Annotated in this window: 15 protein-coding genes and 1 tRNA gene; 4 read left to right on the top strand and 12 right to left on the bottom strand. The window is 71.0% G+C overall.

Annotated features, from left to right (window positions below):
* Window positions 1-37: 37 nt before the first annotated feature.
* Window positions 38-781, bottom strand: a complete 744-nt coding sequence (locus F3H10_RS03685) for an SWIM zinc finger family protein (RefSeq protein WP_223174194.1) — start codon at window positions 779-781, stop codon at window positions 38-40.
* 156 nt (window positions 782-937) lie between these two features.
* Between F3H10_RS03685 and F3H10_RS03690 the strand changes: the two genes are divergently transcribed.
* Window positions 938-1,153, top strand: a complete 216-nt coding sequence (locus tag F3H10_RS03690; protein ID WP_149783491.1) for a DUF7472 family protein — start codon at window positions 938-940, stop codon at window positions 1,151-1,153.
* Window positions 1,154-1,166: 13 nt separating this feature from the next.
* Here the strand turns inward: F3H10_RS03690 and F3H10_RS03695 are convergent, their stop codons facing one another.
* From F3H10_RS03695 to F3H10_RS03730, 8 genes are all read right to left on the bottom strand, one after another.
* On the bottom strand, window positions 1,167-2,372 hold the full coding sequence (locus F3H10_RS03695) for a DNA primase large subunit PriL (protein ID WP_149783492.1): 1,206 nt from the start codon (window positions 2,370-2,372) through the stop codon (window positions 1,167-1,169).
* A 67-nt stretch (window positions 2,373-2,439) separates the two neighbouring features.
* Window positions 2,440-3,237, bottom strand: a complete 798-nt coding sequence (locus tag F3H10_RS03700; protein WP_149783493.1) for an ABC transporter permease — start codon at window positions 3,235-3,237, stop codon at window positions 2,440-2,442.
* Complete coding sequence (locus tag F3H10_RS03705) at window positions 3,234-4,289, bottom strand: ABC transporter ATP-binding protein (RefSeq protein ID WP_149783494.1); 1,056 nt, start codon at window positions 4,287-4,289, stop codon at window positions 3,234-3,236. Before F3H10_RS03705 ends, F3H10_RS03700 begins: the two co-directional genes overlap by 4 nt.
* A 69-nt stretch (window positions 4,290-4,358) precedes the next feature.
* Window positions 4,359-5,018, bottom strand: coding sequence for an HVO_2922 family protein (locus F3H10_RS03710; RefSeq protein WP_149783495.1), 660 nt, complete (start codon window positions 5,016-5,018; stop codon window positions 4,359-4,361).
* Between the two features lie 288 nt (window positions 5,019-5,306).
* A complete protein-coding gene (locus tag F3H10_RS03715) occupies window positions 5,307-5,939 on the bottom strand; it encodes a protein sorting system archaetidylserine decarboxylase (RefSeq protein WP_149783496.1) in 633 nt (210 codons plus the stop codon).
* Window positions 5,936-7,003, bottom strand: a complete 1,068-nt coding sequence (locus F3H10_RS03720) for an AAA family ATPase (RefSeq protein ID WP_149783497.1) — start codon at window positions 7,001-7,003, stop codon at window positions 5,936-5,938. Before F3H10_RS03720 ends, F3H10_RS03715 begins: the two co-directional genes overlap by 4 nt.
* 100 nt (window positions 7,004-7,103) lie before the next feature.
* The gene (locus tag F3H10_RS03725; protein WP_149783498.1) at window positions 7,104-7,523 is read right to left on the bottom strand and encodes an SHOCT domain-containing protein; all 420 of its coding nucleotides are present in this window, start codon (window positions 7,521-7,523) and stop codon (window positions 7,104-7,106) included.
* A 72-nt stretch (window positions 7,524-7,595) separates the two neighbouring features.
* Window positions 7,596-8,075: a DUF192 domain-containing protein gene (locus F3H10_RS03730; protein WP_149783499.1), complete on the bottom strand. Its 480-nt coding sequence runs from the start codon at window positions 8,073-8,075 to the stop codon at window positions 7,596-7,598.
* Between the two features lie 60 nt (window positions 8,076-8,135).
* On the opposite strand from F3H10_RS03730, the gene F3H10_RS03735 reads away from it, so the two are divergent.
* A tRNA-Val gene (locus tag F3H10_RS03735) sits at window positions 8,136-8,209 on the top strand.
* A 538-nt stretch (window positions 8,210-8,747) separates the two neighbouring features.
* Here F3H10_RS03735 and metX read toward each other — a convergent pair.
* Both metX and F3H10_RS03745 read right to left on the bottom strand, forming a co-directional pair.
* Window positions 8,748-10,037 (bottom strand): homoserine O-acetyltransferase MetX, encoded by a 1,290-nt coding sequence (metX, locus tag F3H10_RS03740; protein ID WP_149783500.1) that lies wholly within the window; start codon window positions 10,035-10,037, stop codon window positions 8,748-8,750.
* Window positions 10,038-10,039: 2 nt separating this feature from the next.
* Entirely contained in the window at window positions 10,040-11,335 is a 1,296-nt protein-coding gene (locus F3H10_RS03745) for an O-acetylhomoserine aminocarboxypropyltransferase/cysteine synthase family protein (protein WP_149783501.1), read from the bottom strand.
* Window positions 11,336-11,437: 102 nt separating this feature from the next.
* Here F3H10_RS03745 and F3H10_RS03750 point away from each other — a divergent pair, with 102 nt between their 5' ends.
* The gene (locus tag F3H10_RS03750; protein ID WP_149783502.1) at window positions 11,438-13,573 is read left to right on the top strand and encodes a beta-glucosidase family protein; all 2,136 of its coding nucleotides are present in this window, start codon (window positions 11,438-11,440) and stop codon (window positions 13,571-13,573) included.
* 70 nt (window positions 13,574-13,643) lie between these two features.
* Window positions 13,644-15,065, top strand: coding sequence for a DHH family phosphoesterase (locus F3H10_RS03755; RefSeq protein ID WP_149783503.1), 1,422 nt, complete (start codon window positions 13,644-13,646; stop codon window positions 15,063-15,065).
* 25 nt (window positions 15,066-15,090) lie between these two features.
* Here F3H10_RS03755 and F3H10_RS03760 read toward each other — a convergent pair whose 3' ends face one another.
* Window positions 15,091-15,654: a response regulator transcription factor gene (locus tag F3H10_RS03760; protein ID WP_149783504.1), complete on the bottom strand. Its 564-nt coding sequence runs from the start codon at window positions 15,652-15,654 to the stop codon at window positions 15,091-15,093.
* Window positions 15,655-15,778: the final 124 nt, after the last annotated feature.

The raw sequence follows: 15,778 nt of genomic DNA on the forward strand, positions 1-15,778 counted from the left end.
GATCACCGCGCCGGCAACGACGCCGTCTCCTCCCTCCTCACTCCTCGCGATCGACATCGACCGGGACCAGCCGCGAGGCCGGAAAGCCGTACCGTCTGGCGTCGTCGATCCCGTGGGCGGGGCCGAGCGACTCCGCGTACACCGCCTCGACGACGGGTTCGTGCGCCCCGTAGGCCGCGTTGGTCGGGTACTGGTCGATCGGTCGCCCCTCGTCGGTCCGGTACTCGTCGGCCCGCCGTTCCGTGACGTGGGTGACGACGAGCAGTTTCCCCGTCTCGCGGTCACGGACGGCATCGCCGCGGTCGAACCCGTGTCTCTCACACAGCCGCGGCCCGGACGCCGCGAACGGGACGAACGTCTCGACCCCGCAGACCGCACAGACGCCGATCCGCTCGTCGGGCGCGGGAAGCCGGCCCTCCGTCACCTCGATGGCGACCCGCCGGAGGTGTTTACACCGCGACCCACGGATCTCGTGGTCCGGACAGCTACAGGAGCCCGAATCGAGCGCGACGACGTAGGTCCCCCCGTCCGTCTCGACGACGTACCGGCGGTCCCGGAGCGGCCGCACCGTCATCGGCTCCCGTTTCGCCCGCTCGGACCGGCCGTCCTCGCGGTTCGAGTCGGGATCGCGGTCCACGTCACCGGCGCGGTCCACGTCACGGTCGCGGCCCGAGTCGTCGTCGCGTCCTCCGTTCCCGTCGACACTGTGTCCCCCGCTTCCGCCGTTGCCGGCGCTATTGTCGACCGCGAACGACGCGGGCGGGATCGGTCTGTGAGTCATGGCGTTCGCCGGGGTCCTCCCGGTTCGTCCCGACGTACGGGCGGATCGGGCTTAACGTGCGGCCCCGACGGGTCGTCCGTCGCTGCTCGCCCGACCCGGCCGTGCCCGCGACTCATCCATCGAAGTCCTTTTTTAGTGCCGACGGGAACCGGAGGCATGGAAATCGATGCGGAGCTGCGTCGACAGATCACCGTCTCGCTTCTGGCCGCGGTGGTGTTCGTCGCCGGACTGGTCGCCATCGGCGTCACGTTCGACGGCTCCTCGCTCCCCGAGTCCGGCGCGATCGCGCTGGTCGGGCTTCTCACCGGATTCGTGTTGCTGATGGCGCTAGTCGGCGCGTACCTCATCCGGGCCGGCGACGGCGACGCGTAGTCGCCCGCCGGCGTCACTTCTCGACGGGTTCTCCCGCTTCGGTAGCCGCGCCGTCGTCGACACCCGCCTCGTCGCCGCTTTCGGCCTCGCCACCGCTCTCGGCCTCGACGCCCCCGCCGTGCTCCTCCCGCCAGTCGACGATCTCGTCACCGTCGGCGTCGTTCACCCGCGTCTCGTAGTACGAGAGGGGGTCGGCGGCGACGCGCATGTGGTCCTCCTCGTTGTGACAGATCCCGTAGTTCGAGAGCGTCTCGCAGGTCGGCGGCGGGTACTGCGTCCCGCGGTCGTCCGCGAGGTACTCCGTCTGATAGCGGATCCCCTCGGCATCGAGGCTCGTGTCCGCACAGAAGGCGACCACCTCGTCCGGCGACATCCCGATCCCGACGAGAAACGCCATCAGCGCGAAGCTCTCCGGGCCCGACAGCTCGACGCCGCGCTCGGCCTTCCCGATCAGGTTCTCCATACACGGCGGGAACAGCTCGGGCGCGACGATGTCGATCGGTCCGGCGTAGGTCCGTTCGGAGAGCAGCCGTTTCAGCTCCGAGACGCGCGACTCCAGCTCGGCCGCGATCCCCTCGCCGGCCTCCAACTCAAATGGGAGTCCCTCGCGGACCCGTGCCTCGATCGCGGCCCCGAGCGCCTCCAGCAGCTCCTCGCGTGAGACCCGGACCGCGCCGTCCGCGAGCGCCCGGTTGACGAGCCGCCAGGAGTCGCCCCACGACGGCGAACTCAGCCGGAGGTACGGGCCGACCGCGATCCGGTAGTGGCTCGGGTCGTGGCTCCCGCGAGTTGGCTCGGCGCGGACGGCTTCCGACAGATCGAACTCGGCGAGCACGTCGTCGAGGTCGACGGTCGGGGTCGGCGTCGACCTGAGCCCGTCGTCGCGCTCGAGATCCGCCCGGAGCCGGTCGAGCGCGGTCGACGCCTCCGCGGCCGCGTACTTCTCGATGGCGGGTTGAGAGTCGAGAAGCGAGACGAGGATCCGCGCGATCGGATACGAGAGCAGCTCCGCACGGGCGTCGACGTCGACGGCCGACCCGCCGAACGCGCCGGCCTCGGGTTCGACGGTGCCCTCGAGTAACGCCCGCTCGACGCGCTCGCGGGCCCGGTCGACCGCCGGGGCGTCGGCGGCGACGAGCTCCGGCAGCGACGCCGACGCCCCGGCGACTGCGTCGCGGGCCCCCTCGAAGAACGGGTACTTGGCGTGGAGCGCGTCCATGTCCGGCCCGAGGTAGAGAGCCGCGGCGAATAAGCGGTGCGGTCCGGGATGCGGGGTCGTCGCCGACTCAATCCGTCAGCCCGTATCCCCGCTTGAACAACAGCACGTCGAGGCCGACGGCGGCCGCGGTCATCCCGGCGAGCACGACGAGCGAGAGCCGCGGGTCGACCTCGGCGACGCCGAGGAAGCCGTAGCGCACGCCGTTGACCATGTACACCATCGGGTTGAGAAGCGAGACGTCCCGAAGCAGGGGCGTGAGGTCCTCGAGCGAGTAGAACACCGCACCGAAGAAGACCAGCGGCCGGAGGATGAACTGGTTCATCACGGTGAGGTCGTCGAAGTCGCTGGCGGCCAACCCGCCGATCACGCCGAGACTGGCGAAAAGCAGCGTGATGACGAGCATGAACGCGAGCAGGTACACCGGCTCCTCGACCGGGACGGGCCGGAACAAAGCCGAGACGATGGCCCACCCGATCGCGGCGATGAGCCCGCCGACGAGCAGCCCGCGGGTCGCCGCCGCGAGGACGTACGCGCCCACCATCCCCGCGTACGACAGCGGCGAGGTGAGCACCTCGTGGATGTACTCGTTCCACCGGCCGTGGAAGATGGAGAAGGAGGCGTTCTCGAAGCTGTTCGACACCGCGCCGAGCACCACGAGCCCCGGCAGGATGAAGAGGATGTACGGCACGCCCGTGATCGTCCCGACCCGCTCGCCGAGGATGACGCCGAACACCGAGAAGTACAACACGTTGGTGATGAAGGGCGGCGCGAACGTGTTGCTCGGTCGCCGGAGGAACCGCAGGACCTCGCGTTTGGTGAGCGTGAGGAAGCCGGTGAGATCGACCGTTCGCCCGTCGCCGCTCATCGGGACCCCTCCCGATCGCCGGTCGCGGCGGTTTCGAGCGGCGCGTCGTCGTCGCGGTCGTTCCCACCCTCATCGTCGTCGTCGCCGTCGACGCCGTCCCCGTCCGGGCGACCGTCCCCCTCCTCGTGGCGAGTCATGTCCACGAACACCTCCTCGAGGGAGGTGCGTTTGATCTCCATGTCGAGGATCTCGTGTCCGGCGCGATCGAGCTCGCGGACGAGGTCGGGCGCGACCAGCCCGCCCTGCCGGGCGGTGACGACGAGCCGGTCCTCCTCGAGGCTCACGTCCTCGATCCGGTCGTCACCGGGACGGAGCTCGGAGAGCGCGTCCGCGGACGCCGGCGGCTCCCGGAGCGCGATGACGACCCGGTCGGTCCCGCGGTCCATCAGCTCCTCCGGGGAGGCGACGGTGACGACCCGCCCCCGGTCGAGGATCGCGACCTCGTCACAGAGCCGCTCGGCCTCCTCGATGTAGTGGGTGGTGAGGAGGACGGTCGTCCCCTCCTCGTTGAGTTCCGTCACGAGGTCCCAGAGGTCGCGGCGCAGTTGGACGTCGACGCCCGCGGAGGGCTCGTCGAGGATCAACAGGTCGGGGTCGGTGACGAGCGCCCGCGCCAGCATGAACCGCCGTTTCATCCCGCCGGAGAGCCAGTCGAAGCGGGTATCGCGCTTGTCGTAGATCCCGACCTGCTTGAGCGCGCGGTCGGCGCGCTCGGCCGCCACCTCGTGTGGGACGCCGTGATACCCCGCCTTGTGCTCCAACACCTCATGGATCGGGAAGAACCGGTCGACGTTGAACTCCTGGGGGGCGAGCCCGATACAGTCGCGTGCCTGCCGGTAGTCGTCCTCCACGTCGTGGCCGAAGACGCGCGCGTCGCCGCCGGACGCGCGCACGAGTCCGACCAATACGTTGATGAACGTCGTCTTCCCCGCGCCGTTGGGGCCGAGCAGGCCGAAGAACGAGCCCTCGGGCACCGTCAGCGACACCCCTTTCAGGGCGTCGAGGTCCCGGTAACTCTTCCGGAGGTCCTCGACCTCCAGTGCGTTCGTCATGGGAGGAGGGTGACCGCCCGGCGGGTTAAACGGCTCCGTTCGGCCCCGTTGAAGCCCGCCCGTCTCCCCCTACTCGTCGACTTCCTCGACTGCCGCGCCCGGCGCGTTCGCCTTCACGCTTCGGAGGCCGCCGACCGCGTTCCGCTTCGAGGCGTATCCCTGGCCGCCGTCGGCGATGACGTTGCCGTTGTCGTGGCGGAGCCGCCAGCGCCGCTTCCCGTCCTTCCCCTCGAACAGTTCGAACGTCGCGTTGCTGCCGCCCTCCTCCGGGGGCTCCTCCTCGCTCTTCAGGTCGACGACGTGCCCGCCGGGGGCGTTCCGTTTCACGGACTCGATGCCGTTCTCGGCGTCCCGCTTGTCCGAGTACCCCTCGCCGCCGTCGGCGATGATGTTGCCGTTGTCGTGGACGAGTCGCCAGCGCCAGTCGTCGGCGGCGTCGGCGTACACCTCGAAGGTCGCCTTGCTCGCGGCGGCGTCGAGGTCGACGTCGCCCTCCTCCTCCGTCCACTCCATCTCGAGTTCGAGGCTGACCGTCTCGCCGGTGCGTTCGATCTCCACCTCCAGGTCGGGTTCGGCCGGCGGGTCGACGGTGACCGTCCCGGCGTCGTCGACGGGGACGGGGTCGCCGCGCCCCAGCGCCTTCGCGATCCGGCGGAAGTAGGTTGCGAGCGCCTGTCGACTGCGCGACCGTTCTGACTCGTGGACCGTCTCTTCGGTCTCGTCGGGCATACACGGGCACGTCTCCGCGAACACACAAAACGGTATGGTCGGGACGGGAGCGACGCGGGCGGCCGGAATCCGGGCGATCGGGTCGGCCACGGGGCGGCGCGGAGACCGCCCCGCACCTCACGCCTCCCCAGCCTCGCGGCTCGTGCTCTCCGAGCACTCGCCGCGTCCCTCGCGCGGACGGTTCGCGCCCGTCGGGTGCTCACCGGCGCACGCCTCCACGCGCGGTCACGACCTCACCGCCGTCGGTTGACCCGAACACGAGTCGGATCCGCTCTTCCCCGTCCGGCCTCACTCCCGCTCGGCGATGATCGTCTCGCCCGCACGGACCGCGTCGCCCTCGTTCACGAGGAGGTCGTCTCGTTCGACGTCCGCCGGCAACACCACGTCGGCGCGCGAGCCGAACGAGACGTGGCCGACGCGGTCGCCCCGCTCGACGCGGTCGCCGGCCTCGACCGCGGGGTGGATCCGGCGGGCGAACCAGCCGGCGATGACGAGCAGCTCGTACTCGCCGAAGTCGATCGCGACCTGCTCGTTGCGCTCGGACTCCTTGTCGAACGCCGGGCGGTTCGCGCCGGGTCGATGCCGCACTTCTCGTACGTTCCCGGCGATCGGCGCGCGGTTGACGTGGACGTCGGCCGCGCTCATGTACACCCCGACGCGGAGCCGCGTCCCCTCCTCGCGGACGACGCTCACGGTGCCGTCGGCGGGCGAGACGACCGCCCGTTCCGGGTCGGGCGGGGTTCGATCGGGGTCACGGTGGAACCAGAGGACGCCGAACGTGAGCGCGACCAGTCCGAGCCCGACCGGCGGGACGAACGGGAGCGTGACGGCCGCGGCGAGCGCGGGGGCGAGCGCCAGCCGCCAGGCGTCGTCGACGACCGCGAACGGGAGCAGCCGGGCGAGCGGCGGGTTCCGGCTCACGCGTCCACCCCCGTCTCCGCGGGGTCGGGCTCGTGGAACCCGGCGTGGAGGTCGGTTCGGCCGGCCGCCCACGCCGCGAGCAGATGGGTGAGGTGGAGCCGGTCGTCGAGGCCGTCGGTCAACGCGAGGTCCGCCTCGCCGGCGAGCTTGTGGAGTCGCGCCAGGTCGTCGCCGCCGTACGCGGAGCCGGCGCGGGCGACTCGAAGCGTCTCACGGAGCAGCCCCGGCCCGTCGTACCCGCCCTCGTCGAGCAGGTCGTCGAGGGTGCTCCGGGCGTCCTTGAGGTCCCCTTCGCGGGCGGCCGCGAGCGCCTCGCGGATCGCGTCGTCGTCGCCCACCTCGCCCAGCGTCTCGTAGGCGGTCGTCATGGTGATCTCCTCGCCCTCCACGGCGGTCGTCTGTGCCGCGAGGATCGCGCGTCTGAGGTCGCCGCCGGCCGCGCTGGCGACGAACTCCAGTCCGTCGTCGTCGTACTCGACGCCCTCGCGGTCGCAGATCGTCTCGAGCACGTCGATGGTCTCGTCGGTCGTCGGCGCGCGCAGCCGGATCGGGAAACACCGCGACCGGATCGGCGCGATGAGCTTCGAGGGCTGGCGGGTGGCGATGGCGAACTGGGTCGTCCGGTGGTGCTTCTCCATCACCCGGCGGAGCGCCTGTTGGAAGTCCTCCCGAATGGACTCGGCGTTGTCGAGGAGCACCGTCTTGTACTCGCCCGACATCGGCGCGTAGGAGGCCGATTCGGTGAGGACGTGGTTTATCATGTCGCGTTTCGCCATCCGGCTCTTCCCCTGGAGAAAGCCCTCGAACCGGGGGTCCGTCCGGATCTCCTTTTTCGTCCGGCCGAAGAAGTCCGCGACGTTGATCTCGATCAGGTCGCTCTCGGGCTCGGCGTGCGACTCCCGCGCCAGCGCCCGCGTCGCGGCCGTCTTCCCGGCCCCCGGCGGCCCCTGAACGACGAGGTTCATCGGCTCGTCGACCGCTCGGCGGAGCCGGTCGCGGGCGTCGGTCTGCCGGATCTCCGACAGCTCCGGCGCGTGCGTGTCGATCCACAGCGGTCCGTCCATTAGGGTTCCCTCCGGGCCGCGCGCTCAAGAAACGGTCGGTCCGGGCGACCCGGGTCGGTCCGGTCGGATCGGTCCGGCCGGTCGTCGATGCCCGTCCGAGTCACTCCCGAACTCGCTCGAGTTCGCGCTCGACGGTCCCGCGGATCCGGGCGGCCACGTCGCGGTCGCGCTCCGCGACCTCCGCGTCCTCGGTCTCGAGCAGGCGGTCGAGTTTCCGCTCGAACTCGCGCTCGTCGATCTCGCCGCGGGCGTAGCGCTCGCGTAACGCGTCGAGCGCGGGGTCGTTCGTGCCTTCACGCTCACCTCCACCGCTCCGGTCGTCCGAGGACGGGAGCGGCTTCGCGAGGGTGTGGAGCACGGGGAGGACGACGAACAGGCCGAGGAACCAGATCAGCGGCAGCGTCCACCAGAGGTCCGTGAGGAAGGGTGCGAGCACGCCGCCGCCGACGACACAGAGCGCGAACACCCGCCGCCAGCGGTACCGGAGGTTCCAGGCGGCGCGTCGGAGGGGACCGGTCATACGCGGTCGCACGCGAGCGAGGCGTGAAAGGGTTTCGTCGGGGCGTTCAGGATCCGGATCCCGTCGAGGGCTTCAAGGTAACTCGAACTCGAGGCTGTCGCCGGGTTCGACGCCGTTGTCGGCGCTCCACCCCCTCGGGACCTCGAGGACGTACTGCCCCGTCCCTTCGTAGGTCGTGAGCGGGCGCGACTCGGGTTCGGCCTCCCGGATCTCCGTGATCTCGCCGTCGGCGGCGACGAAGACGATGTCGATCGCGAAGGCCATGTCGCGCATCACGTAGTCGTGCTCGCCGGACTCGCCGTGGACGAACAGCATCCCCTCGTCGTCGGCGAGCTCGTCCGTCGTCGAGAGGCCGACGTACCGTTTCATCGGGCCGTCGGCGATCCGGGCCTCGACGGTCGCGAGCGTCTCGCCCGTCTCGGCGTCCGTCGCCTCGACCGTGGTCGTGTCGTAACTCGAGATGAGGATCGTCGGAGCGGTGGCGATCACGAGGGCGGCGACGACGAAGACCACGATGGCGGCGGTGGTCAGCGCGGGAAAACGACGGTTCACGGCCGGGATTCGCGGTCGAGACAGAAACCGTTTTCCGCTCGCGGCGGCTGGTCTCGACGAGGGCTCGTGGTCTAGCTGGTTATGACGCGGCCTTTACAAGGCTGAGGTCGGCGGTTCGAACCCGCCCGAGCCCATTTCTGGGACGAACGAAGTGAGGCACAGAGATGTACGCGAGGGCGGGTTCGAATCAGGGAGCGGAGCGAGCGAAGCGAGCGGAGTGAGTGGGGTTCGAACCCGCTCGAGCCCGGTCCGTTCTCTCGCATGGGATCGTTTCGAGTGCGCTCTCGTCGTTTGAACCGAGATCGTCGCCGGCGCGGTGACCATCTCCAAAGCCCCATTCGCTCGGCTCTACATGGTTGTCGGTGCGGTGAACACCGCCAAAGCCCCAGCCGTGAGGGGGTCGCACGCTCGTTGTGCTCCTCAGTCGCTCACTTCGTTCGCTCCTTTCGGTGCTTACGTCGCCTGCGACCCCCTCACGGCTGCCCCTTTGAGTCCCACCCCGCACCGCAACCGCCCCGCACCTCACGCCTCCCCAGCCTCGCGGCTCGTGGTTTCACCACTCGCCGCGTCCCTCGCGGTCGGGTTCGCGCCCTTTGGGCGCTCACCGGCGCGCCACCGCGGTGATCTCCTTCCACCACAGATCGTCTTTCCGTTCCCGATCCTCAGTCGGAGTCACCCCCCGAACAGGCTGGAGTGGACGGGGGCGTGGTCCGGGCTGCGGTCGGGGTCGTCTCCCGCGTCGTCTCCGCCCTGATCGTCGACTGCGCGGCCCTCGACGCCGTCCGCGAGGAAGTCGCGCAGCGGCGGGCCGACGTGTTCGGGCTCGACGAGGAACGCGTCGTGGCCGTGGTCGGAGTCGATCACGTGGTGGGCGACCGGGACGTCGCGGTCGCGGAAGGCGGTCGAGACGGCGTCGGCCTGCTCGACGGTGAAGTGCCAGTCGCCGGTGAAGCTGATCACGAGCGCCTCGCCCTCGAAGGCCGCGAGCGCGTCGGCGTCGGAGCCGTAGCCGGCGGCGAGGTCGTACTCGTCCATCGCGCGCGTGAGGTAGAGGTAGCTGTTGGCGTCGAACCGCTCCGCGAACCCCTCCGCCTGGTAGTCGAGGTACGACTCCACCTCGCGGTACGGGAAGAAGGCGGCCGCGGGGTCGGCGTCGAGTCCGAGGTCGCCCTGCTCGCGGCTCAGCGAGTCGCGGCCGGCCGAGCGCCGGCCGAACTTCCGCTCCATCGACGCCTTCGAGAGGTACATCACGTGGCCGATCTGGCGGGCCATCGCCAGCCCGGTGGCGGGCGATTCTCGATCCTCGCCGTAGTAGTCGCCGCCCCGCCAGTTCGGGTCCGACCGGATCGCTCGGCGGGCGATGGCCTCGAGCGCGAGACACTGCGCGTCGAGTCTGGCCGCGGCCGCGACGGGGACGACGAGGTCCACGTCGTCGGGGTAGCGTTTCGCCCACTCGAGGACGTTCATCCCGCCGACGCTGCCGCCGACGACCGCCCGGAGTCGACCGACGCCGAGGTGGTCGAGCAGCCGGCGCTGTGCGCGCGCCCAGTCCTCGACCTGAACGGGCGGGAACGCCGTCCCCCAGCGGTCGTGGTCGGGCTCCTCGCCGGGGAGGTCCAGGTCGGCCGGCCGCTCGCTGGCCGGCCCGGAGGTGCCGTAACAGGAGCCGGGGACGTTCGCACAGACGACGTAGTACTCGGTCGTGTCTATCGCCTTGCCCGGACCGACCACGTCGTCCCACCACGCGCGGGCCTGGCCGGCCTGTCCCGCGTCCGCGTCGCGCTCGGGCGTCCGGGCGACGTTCTGGCTGCCGGTGAGCGCGTGACAGACGAGCACGACGTTGTCGCCGTCGAACTCGCCGTACGTCTCGTAGCCGACCCGCAGGTCCGGGATCGACCGACCGCACTCGAAGGTGAACTCTCCGAGTCGCGCGACGCCGGCGTCGGTGGGTGTCGCCGCCATGTTCACGCCTCCGTCGACGCCGACGCCGTCGCCGTCTCCAGTGCGGCGTCGAGGTCGGCGATCACGTCCGCGGCCTCCTCGATGCCGACCGAGAGCCGCACCATGTCCGCCGGGACCCCCGCGGCCTCCCGCGTCTCCTCGTCGAGCTGTGCGTGCGTCGTCGAGGCCGGATGGATGATCAGGGTCTTCGCGTCGCCGATGTTCGCGAGGAAGCTCGCGAGCTCGACCGACTCACACAGCGTCTTCGCGGCCTCGTAGCCGCCCGCGGCCCCGAAGGTGATCATCCCGCCGTAGTCGGCGAGGTACTCGGTCGCGTTCCCGTGGGACGGGTGCTCGTCGAAGCCCGGATACGTCACCCAGTCGACCCGGTCGTCCTCGCGGAGGAACTCGGCGACTCGCCGGGCGTTCTCGCAGTGGCGCTCCATCCGCAGCGGGAGCGTCCCCACCCCCTGGAGGGTCTGCCAGGCGTCGAACGGGGACTGCTGGCTCCCGGTGGGACGGACCGCCCGCTGGCGGACGACGTTCGCGAAGGCGGCGTCGCCGAACCGCTCGACGAAGTCGATCGGGAACGCGGGCGACTCCCCGGAGAGCTCCTCGTACTCCGCGTCCGGGTGGTCCCACGGGAAGGTTCCGCCGTCGACGACGACCCCGCCGACGGTGGTGCCGTTGCCGGTGAGCCACTTGGTCGTCGACTCCCAGACCACGTCCGCGCCGTGTTCGATCGGTCGACAGAGGGACGGCGTCGCGAACGTGTTGTCGACGACGAGCGGGACCGCGCGCTCGTGGGCGACGTCGGCGAGCCGCTCGAAGTCGGGCGTGACGAGGGAGGGGTTCGCGAGCGTCTCCACGTGGACGAAGGCGGTGTTCTCGTCGATCGCCTCCGCGTACGCCTCGTAGTCGGTGGTGCCGACGAGACGCGCCTCGACCCCGCGGCGGTTCGCGATGCTCGTGAGGTGCGTCGCGGTGCCGCCGTACATCTCCTCGCTGGCGACGACGTTGTCGCCGCTGCGAGCCAGCACCGTCGTGATCGCGTCGAACGCGCCCATCCCCGAGGCGGTCGCGACCGCCCCCGACCCGCCCTCGAGGTTCGCGAGCCGGTTCTCAAGGGCGCGGACGGTCGGATTCGAGACGCGGGAGTAGACGTCGCCGTCGGCCCGGAGCGCGTAGAGGTCGGCCGCCGCGTCGGCGTCCTCGAACTCGTAGGACGTCGTCTGGTGGATCGGCGTCGCGCGAGCCCCGGTCGCCGGATCGGCGGTCGCCCCGGCGTGGAGACTCCGGGTGTCGAACCCACGTGTCATGTATGTAGCGCATATCTCTTTAGACTTCTATAACTGTCAGTTACGGCAAGGCCTGCCGGACCCGGGGCCAACCCCTATAACGCCGCCAACCGATCCCGACACATGACCACGGACGCGGAGATCGGCCGGCTCGTCGACGCGCTCACGATCGACGAGGCCGTTCGGCTCGTCTCCGGCACGACCGACCCGACCGGGCGCGCGACGGGGTACCTCGCGGGCGTCGAGCGGCTCGGGATCCCCCCGTTCCGCATGGTCGACGGCCCCCTCGGGGTCCGGATCCCCGACGAGTCGGCGACCGCGTTCCCCGCCCCGATCGCGCTGGCCGCGACGTTCGACGCCGACCTGGCCCGCGAGCACGGCGCGGCGCTCGGCCGTGAGACCCGCGCCGCCGGCGCCGACTCCCTGCTCGCGCCGGGGACGAACCTGATCCGCGTCCCGCAGGGCGGGCGGAACTTCGAGTACTTCTCGGAGGACCCCGTGCTCTCGGCGCGGACCGCGGCCGCCGTCGTCGAGGGGATCGAGTCCGCGGCCGTCGTCGCGACGCCGAAACACTACGTCGCGAACGCCCAGGAGACGGGTCGAGCCTCGGTCAGCGCGGAGGTCGACGAGCGTGCGCTCCGTGAACTGTACCTCCCGTCGTTCCGCGCGGCGGTCGCGGCCGGGGCCGGATCGGTCATGTCGGCGTACAACGGCGTGAACGGCACCCGAATGAGCGACCACCGGCGGCTGTTGACGGGCGTGTTGAAGGGCGAGTGGGGGTTCGACGGGTACGTCGTCTCCGACTGGTACGGCACCGAGGGCGCGGTCGACGCCGCGGCCGCCGGCCTCGACGTCGAGATGCCCGGCGTTCCGATGGCGGACCACGACGACGAGGCGGACCCGTCCGACCCGATCCCCCCGGAGATCGCTCGCGGGATGCCCGACCCGGAATCCTGCGAGCCGTTCGACGAGGCCCTCCCCGCCGCGGTCCGCGACGGAACCCTCCCGCGGGAACGTCTCGACGACATGGCAACGCGAGTGCTCCGGACGATGGGACGAGTCGGTCTGCTCGACGGCGACCGCCGGGCAGGCGACGCCGATCGGCGGACGGTCGACGCGGACGCCCACCGCCGGCTGGCGTTCCGGGTGGCGACGCGCGGGTCGGTCCTGCTGAAGAACGACGGCGTGCTCCCGCTGGCGGACGACGACGTCGCGCTCGTCGGTCCCGCGGTCGAGGAGGCGGTCCTCGGCGGGGGCGGTTCCTCGGAGACGACGCCGGAGACGAGCACGAGCCCGCGGGAGGGGATCGAGGCGCGGGCGGGCGGAGCCGTGACCGTCGTTCCCGGTCACCCGCCGGTCGAGGGGATCTCGATGCTCGACCTCCTGGCCGGCGGGGACGACACTGACGAGGACGGAGACGGGGGCGAAGAGTCCGGCCGCGAGCACGACGTGGACTCGGCGGTCGCGGCCGCCGAGGCCGCCGACGTCGCCGTCGTCGTCGTCCGCGACACCGCGACGGAGGCGCTCGACCGGGACGGGCTGGGGCTCCCGGGCCGCCAGGACGAACTGGTCGAGGCGGTCGCCGCGGCCAACGGTCGGACCGTCGTGGCGGTCGCGGCGAGCGGCCCGGTCGAGCTCCCGTGGCGCGAGGCGGTCGACGGCGTCCTCCTGAACTGGTATCCGGGACAGGTCCACGGCGACGCGCTCGCCGCGCTCCTCTACGGGGACGCCGACCCCGGCGGCCGGCTCCCCGTCTCGTTCGCTCCGGAGTCCGCGTACCCGACGGCCGAGCGCCGTCGCTTCCCCGGGGTCGACGACCGGGTCCACCACGACGAGGGCGTGTTCGTCGGCTACCGCCGGTTCGACGCCCGCCACGTCGAGCCGACCTACCCGTTCGGCCACGGGAACTCGTACGCGGCGTTCGAGTACCGGGACGCGGTCGTCGACGACGAGGGGAACGACACGACCGTCGAGGTCGCCATCGCGAACGTCTCCGACCGCGACGGGCGCGAGGTCGTCCAGGCGTACGTTCGCCCGCCGCGCGTCGCGGGCGTCGACCGGCCGGTCCGCGAGTTCGCCGGTGCCGAGAGCGTCGCCGTCGCCGCGGGAGGGACGGCAACGGTCGAGATCCGTCTCGACGACCTCGTGTTCTCCCGGTACGACCCCGACGACGGATGGACCGTCGACGACGGGGAGTACGTCGTCGAGATCGGCCGGTCCTCGCGTGACGCTCGGTTCGAACTTGCGATCGGGCGATGAGGTCCGACTCCCTGTCGTTCCGCCGCCTCGACACGTGCGTTTATCCCCGATGGCGCCCCACGGTCCGGTAATGGCAGCCGCCGACAACCCGGTTCCCGACCTCGGCGGTCGGGCCCGCGCCTGTGCCGACCGCCTGCGTGTGGCCGACCGCGTCCTGCTCGCCTCGCACATCGACGCCGACGGGCTCACGAGCGCCGCCGTCGCCTCGTCGGCGCTCGCGCGGGCGGGGATCGACCACGAGGTCGTCTTCGAGAAGCAGCTCGACGCCGAGTCGATAGCGGGGATCGCCGCCCGCGAGTTCGAGGTCGTCCTGTTCACCGACTTCGGCTCCGGACAGCTCGACGTCATCGCCGACCACGAGAGCCGCGGCGATTTCGTCCCCGTGGTCGCCGATCACCACCAGCCCGCCGACCCCGACACGGAGTTCCATCTCAATCCCTTGCTCGAAGGTATCGACGGCGCGAGCGAGCTCTCGGGGGCGGGCGCGAGCTACGTCCTCGCCCGCGCCTTGGAGGGTTCCGACGGCGACAACCGCGACCTCGCGGGGCTGGCGGTCGTCGGCGCGGTCGGCGACATGCAGGACGGCGGCGGGGGACTCGTCGGGGCGAACGAGGCCATCGTCGCCGACGGCGTCGCCGCGGGCGTCCTCGAGGAGCGCACCGACCTCGACCTCTACGGCCGACAGACCCGGCCGCTCCCGAAGCTGTTGGAGTACGCCTCCGACGTTCGGATCCCGGGAATCTCCAACGACGAGGCGGGCGCGATCGGCTTCCTCCGTGACCTCGACGTCGACGTGAAACGCGACGGCGAGTGGCGGCGTTGGGTCGACCTCGACGGCGAGGAGCGACGAACGCTCGTCTCCGCGCTGATGCAACGCGCCGTCGCCTCCGGCGTTCCCGCCGACCGGATCGAGACGCTCGTCGGCACCTCGTACACGCTGCTCGACGAGGAGCCCGGCACCGAACTCCGGGACGTCAGCGAGTTCTCGACGCTGCTCAACGCGACCGCGCGGTACGAGCGCGCGGACGTCGGACTGGTGGTGTGTCTCGGCGACCGTGACGCGGCGCTCGCGGAGGCACGACGGCTGCTCCGGAACCACAGACGGAACCTCTCGGAGGGCCTCCAGTGGGTGAAGACGGAGGGCGTGACCCACGAGGAGCACCTCCAGTGGTTCGACGCCGGCTCGCGGATCCGCGAGACGATCGTCGGGATCGTGGCCGGGATGGCGGCCGGATCGCCCGCCGTCGACCGCTCGAAGCCCGTGATCGCGTTCGCCGAGAAGGGCGACACGGAGCTGAAGGTCTCCTCGCGCGGAACGGAACGGCTCGTTCGGCAGGGGCTCGACCTCTCGGCCGTGATGCGCGAGGCGAGCCGGTCCGTGGGCGGCGATGGCGGCGGCCACGACGTCGCCGCCGGCGCGACGATCCCGGTCGGCGAGCGTGACGCGTTCCTCGCGACGGCGGACGAACTGGTCGGGGATCAGCTCTCGTAGGGGCAACCGTCACTCCGGGTCGCCGTCACGCCTCGCCGATGTCCCGGAACATCGCGCGGTAGTCGTCCGTCGAGAGCGACTCCGCGATGGCGTCCATGTCGGCGTCGAGGTCGTCGAGTCGGTCGACGAGTTCGGCGAACGCCTCGTTTCCGTCGAGTTGGGCGGTCGGCTTCTGCGCCTTGAGGACCGCTCGTTTGCTCGCCAGCGCGGCGGCCTCTTGGAGGAGGTCGTCGTACTCGTCGCGGGTCAGGAGCGTCTCGAGCGCGGAGAGGAGGTTCGCGCGGCTCACCGGCTTCGTCAAGTAGAGGTCGAAACCCATGCCGATGATGTCGAAGTCGGGTTCGACGGCGGTCACCATCGCGACTCGGCATCCGAGGTCGTTCTCGCGGATGTGTTCGAGCACGTCGTCGCCGCTGCCGTCGGGGAGCCGTCGGTCGAGCAGGACGGCGTCGACGGTCCCGTCGACGACGTCCATCGCCTCGGCGGCTGTCTCGGCGACGGTGACGTCGTAGCGCTCCTCGAGGAAGCCGGCGTAAAGCGCCGCGATGTCCGGCTCGTCTTCCACGACGAGGACCGTCGCTTCGCTCACCGCCGATCACCGTCGGAAGCGACGGGATACGTTTCACCGGGCATACTGGACGTGGCGGCGTGTCGACGAATAAAGCTGTCGCCGTCTTCCCATCCGCAAAGGTCCGGTCGTCTCTCGGGCCGCC

Origin of the sequence: Halorubrum aquaticum, from assembly GCF_900113615.1 — an archaeon.
In the GTDB taxonomy this organism is placed as follows: Archaea; Halobacteriota; Halobacteria; order Halobacteriales; family Haloferacaceae; genus Halorubrum; species Halorubrum aquaticum.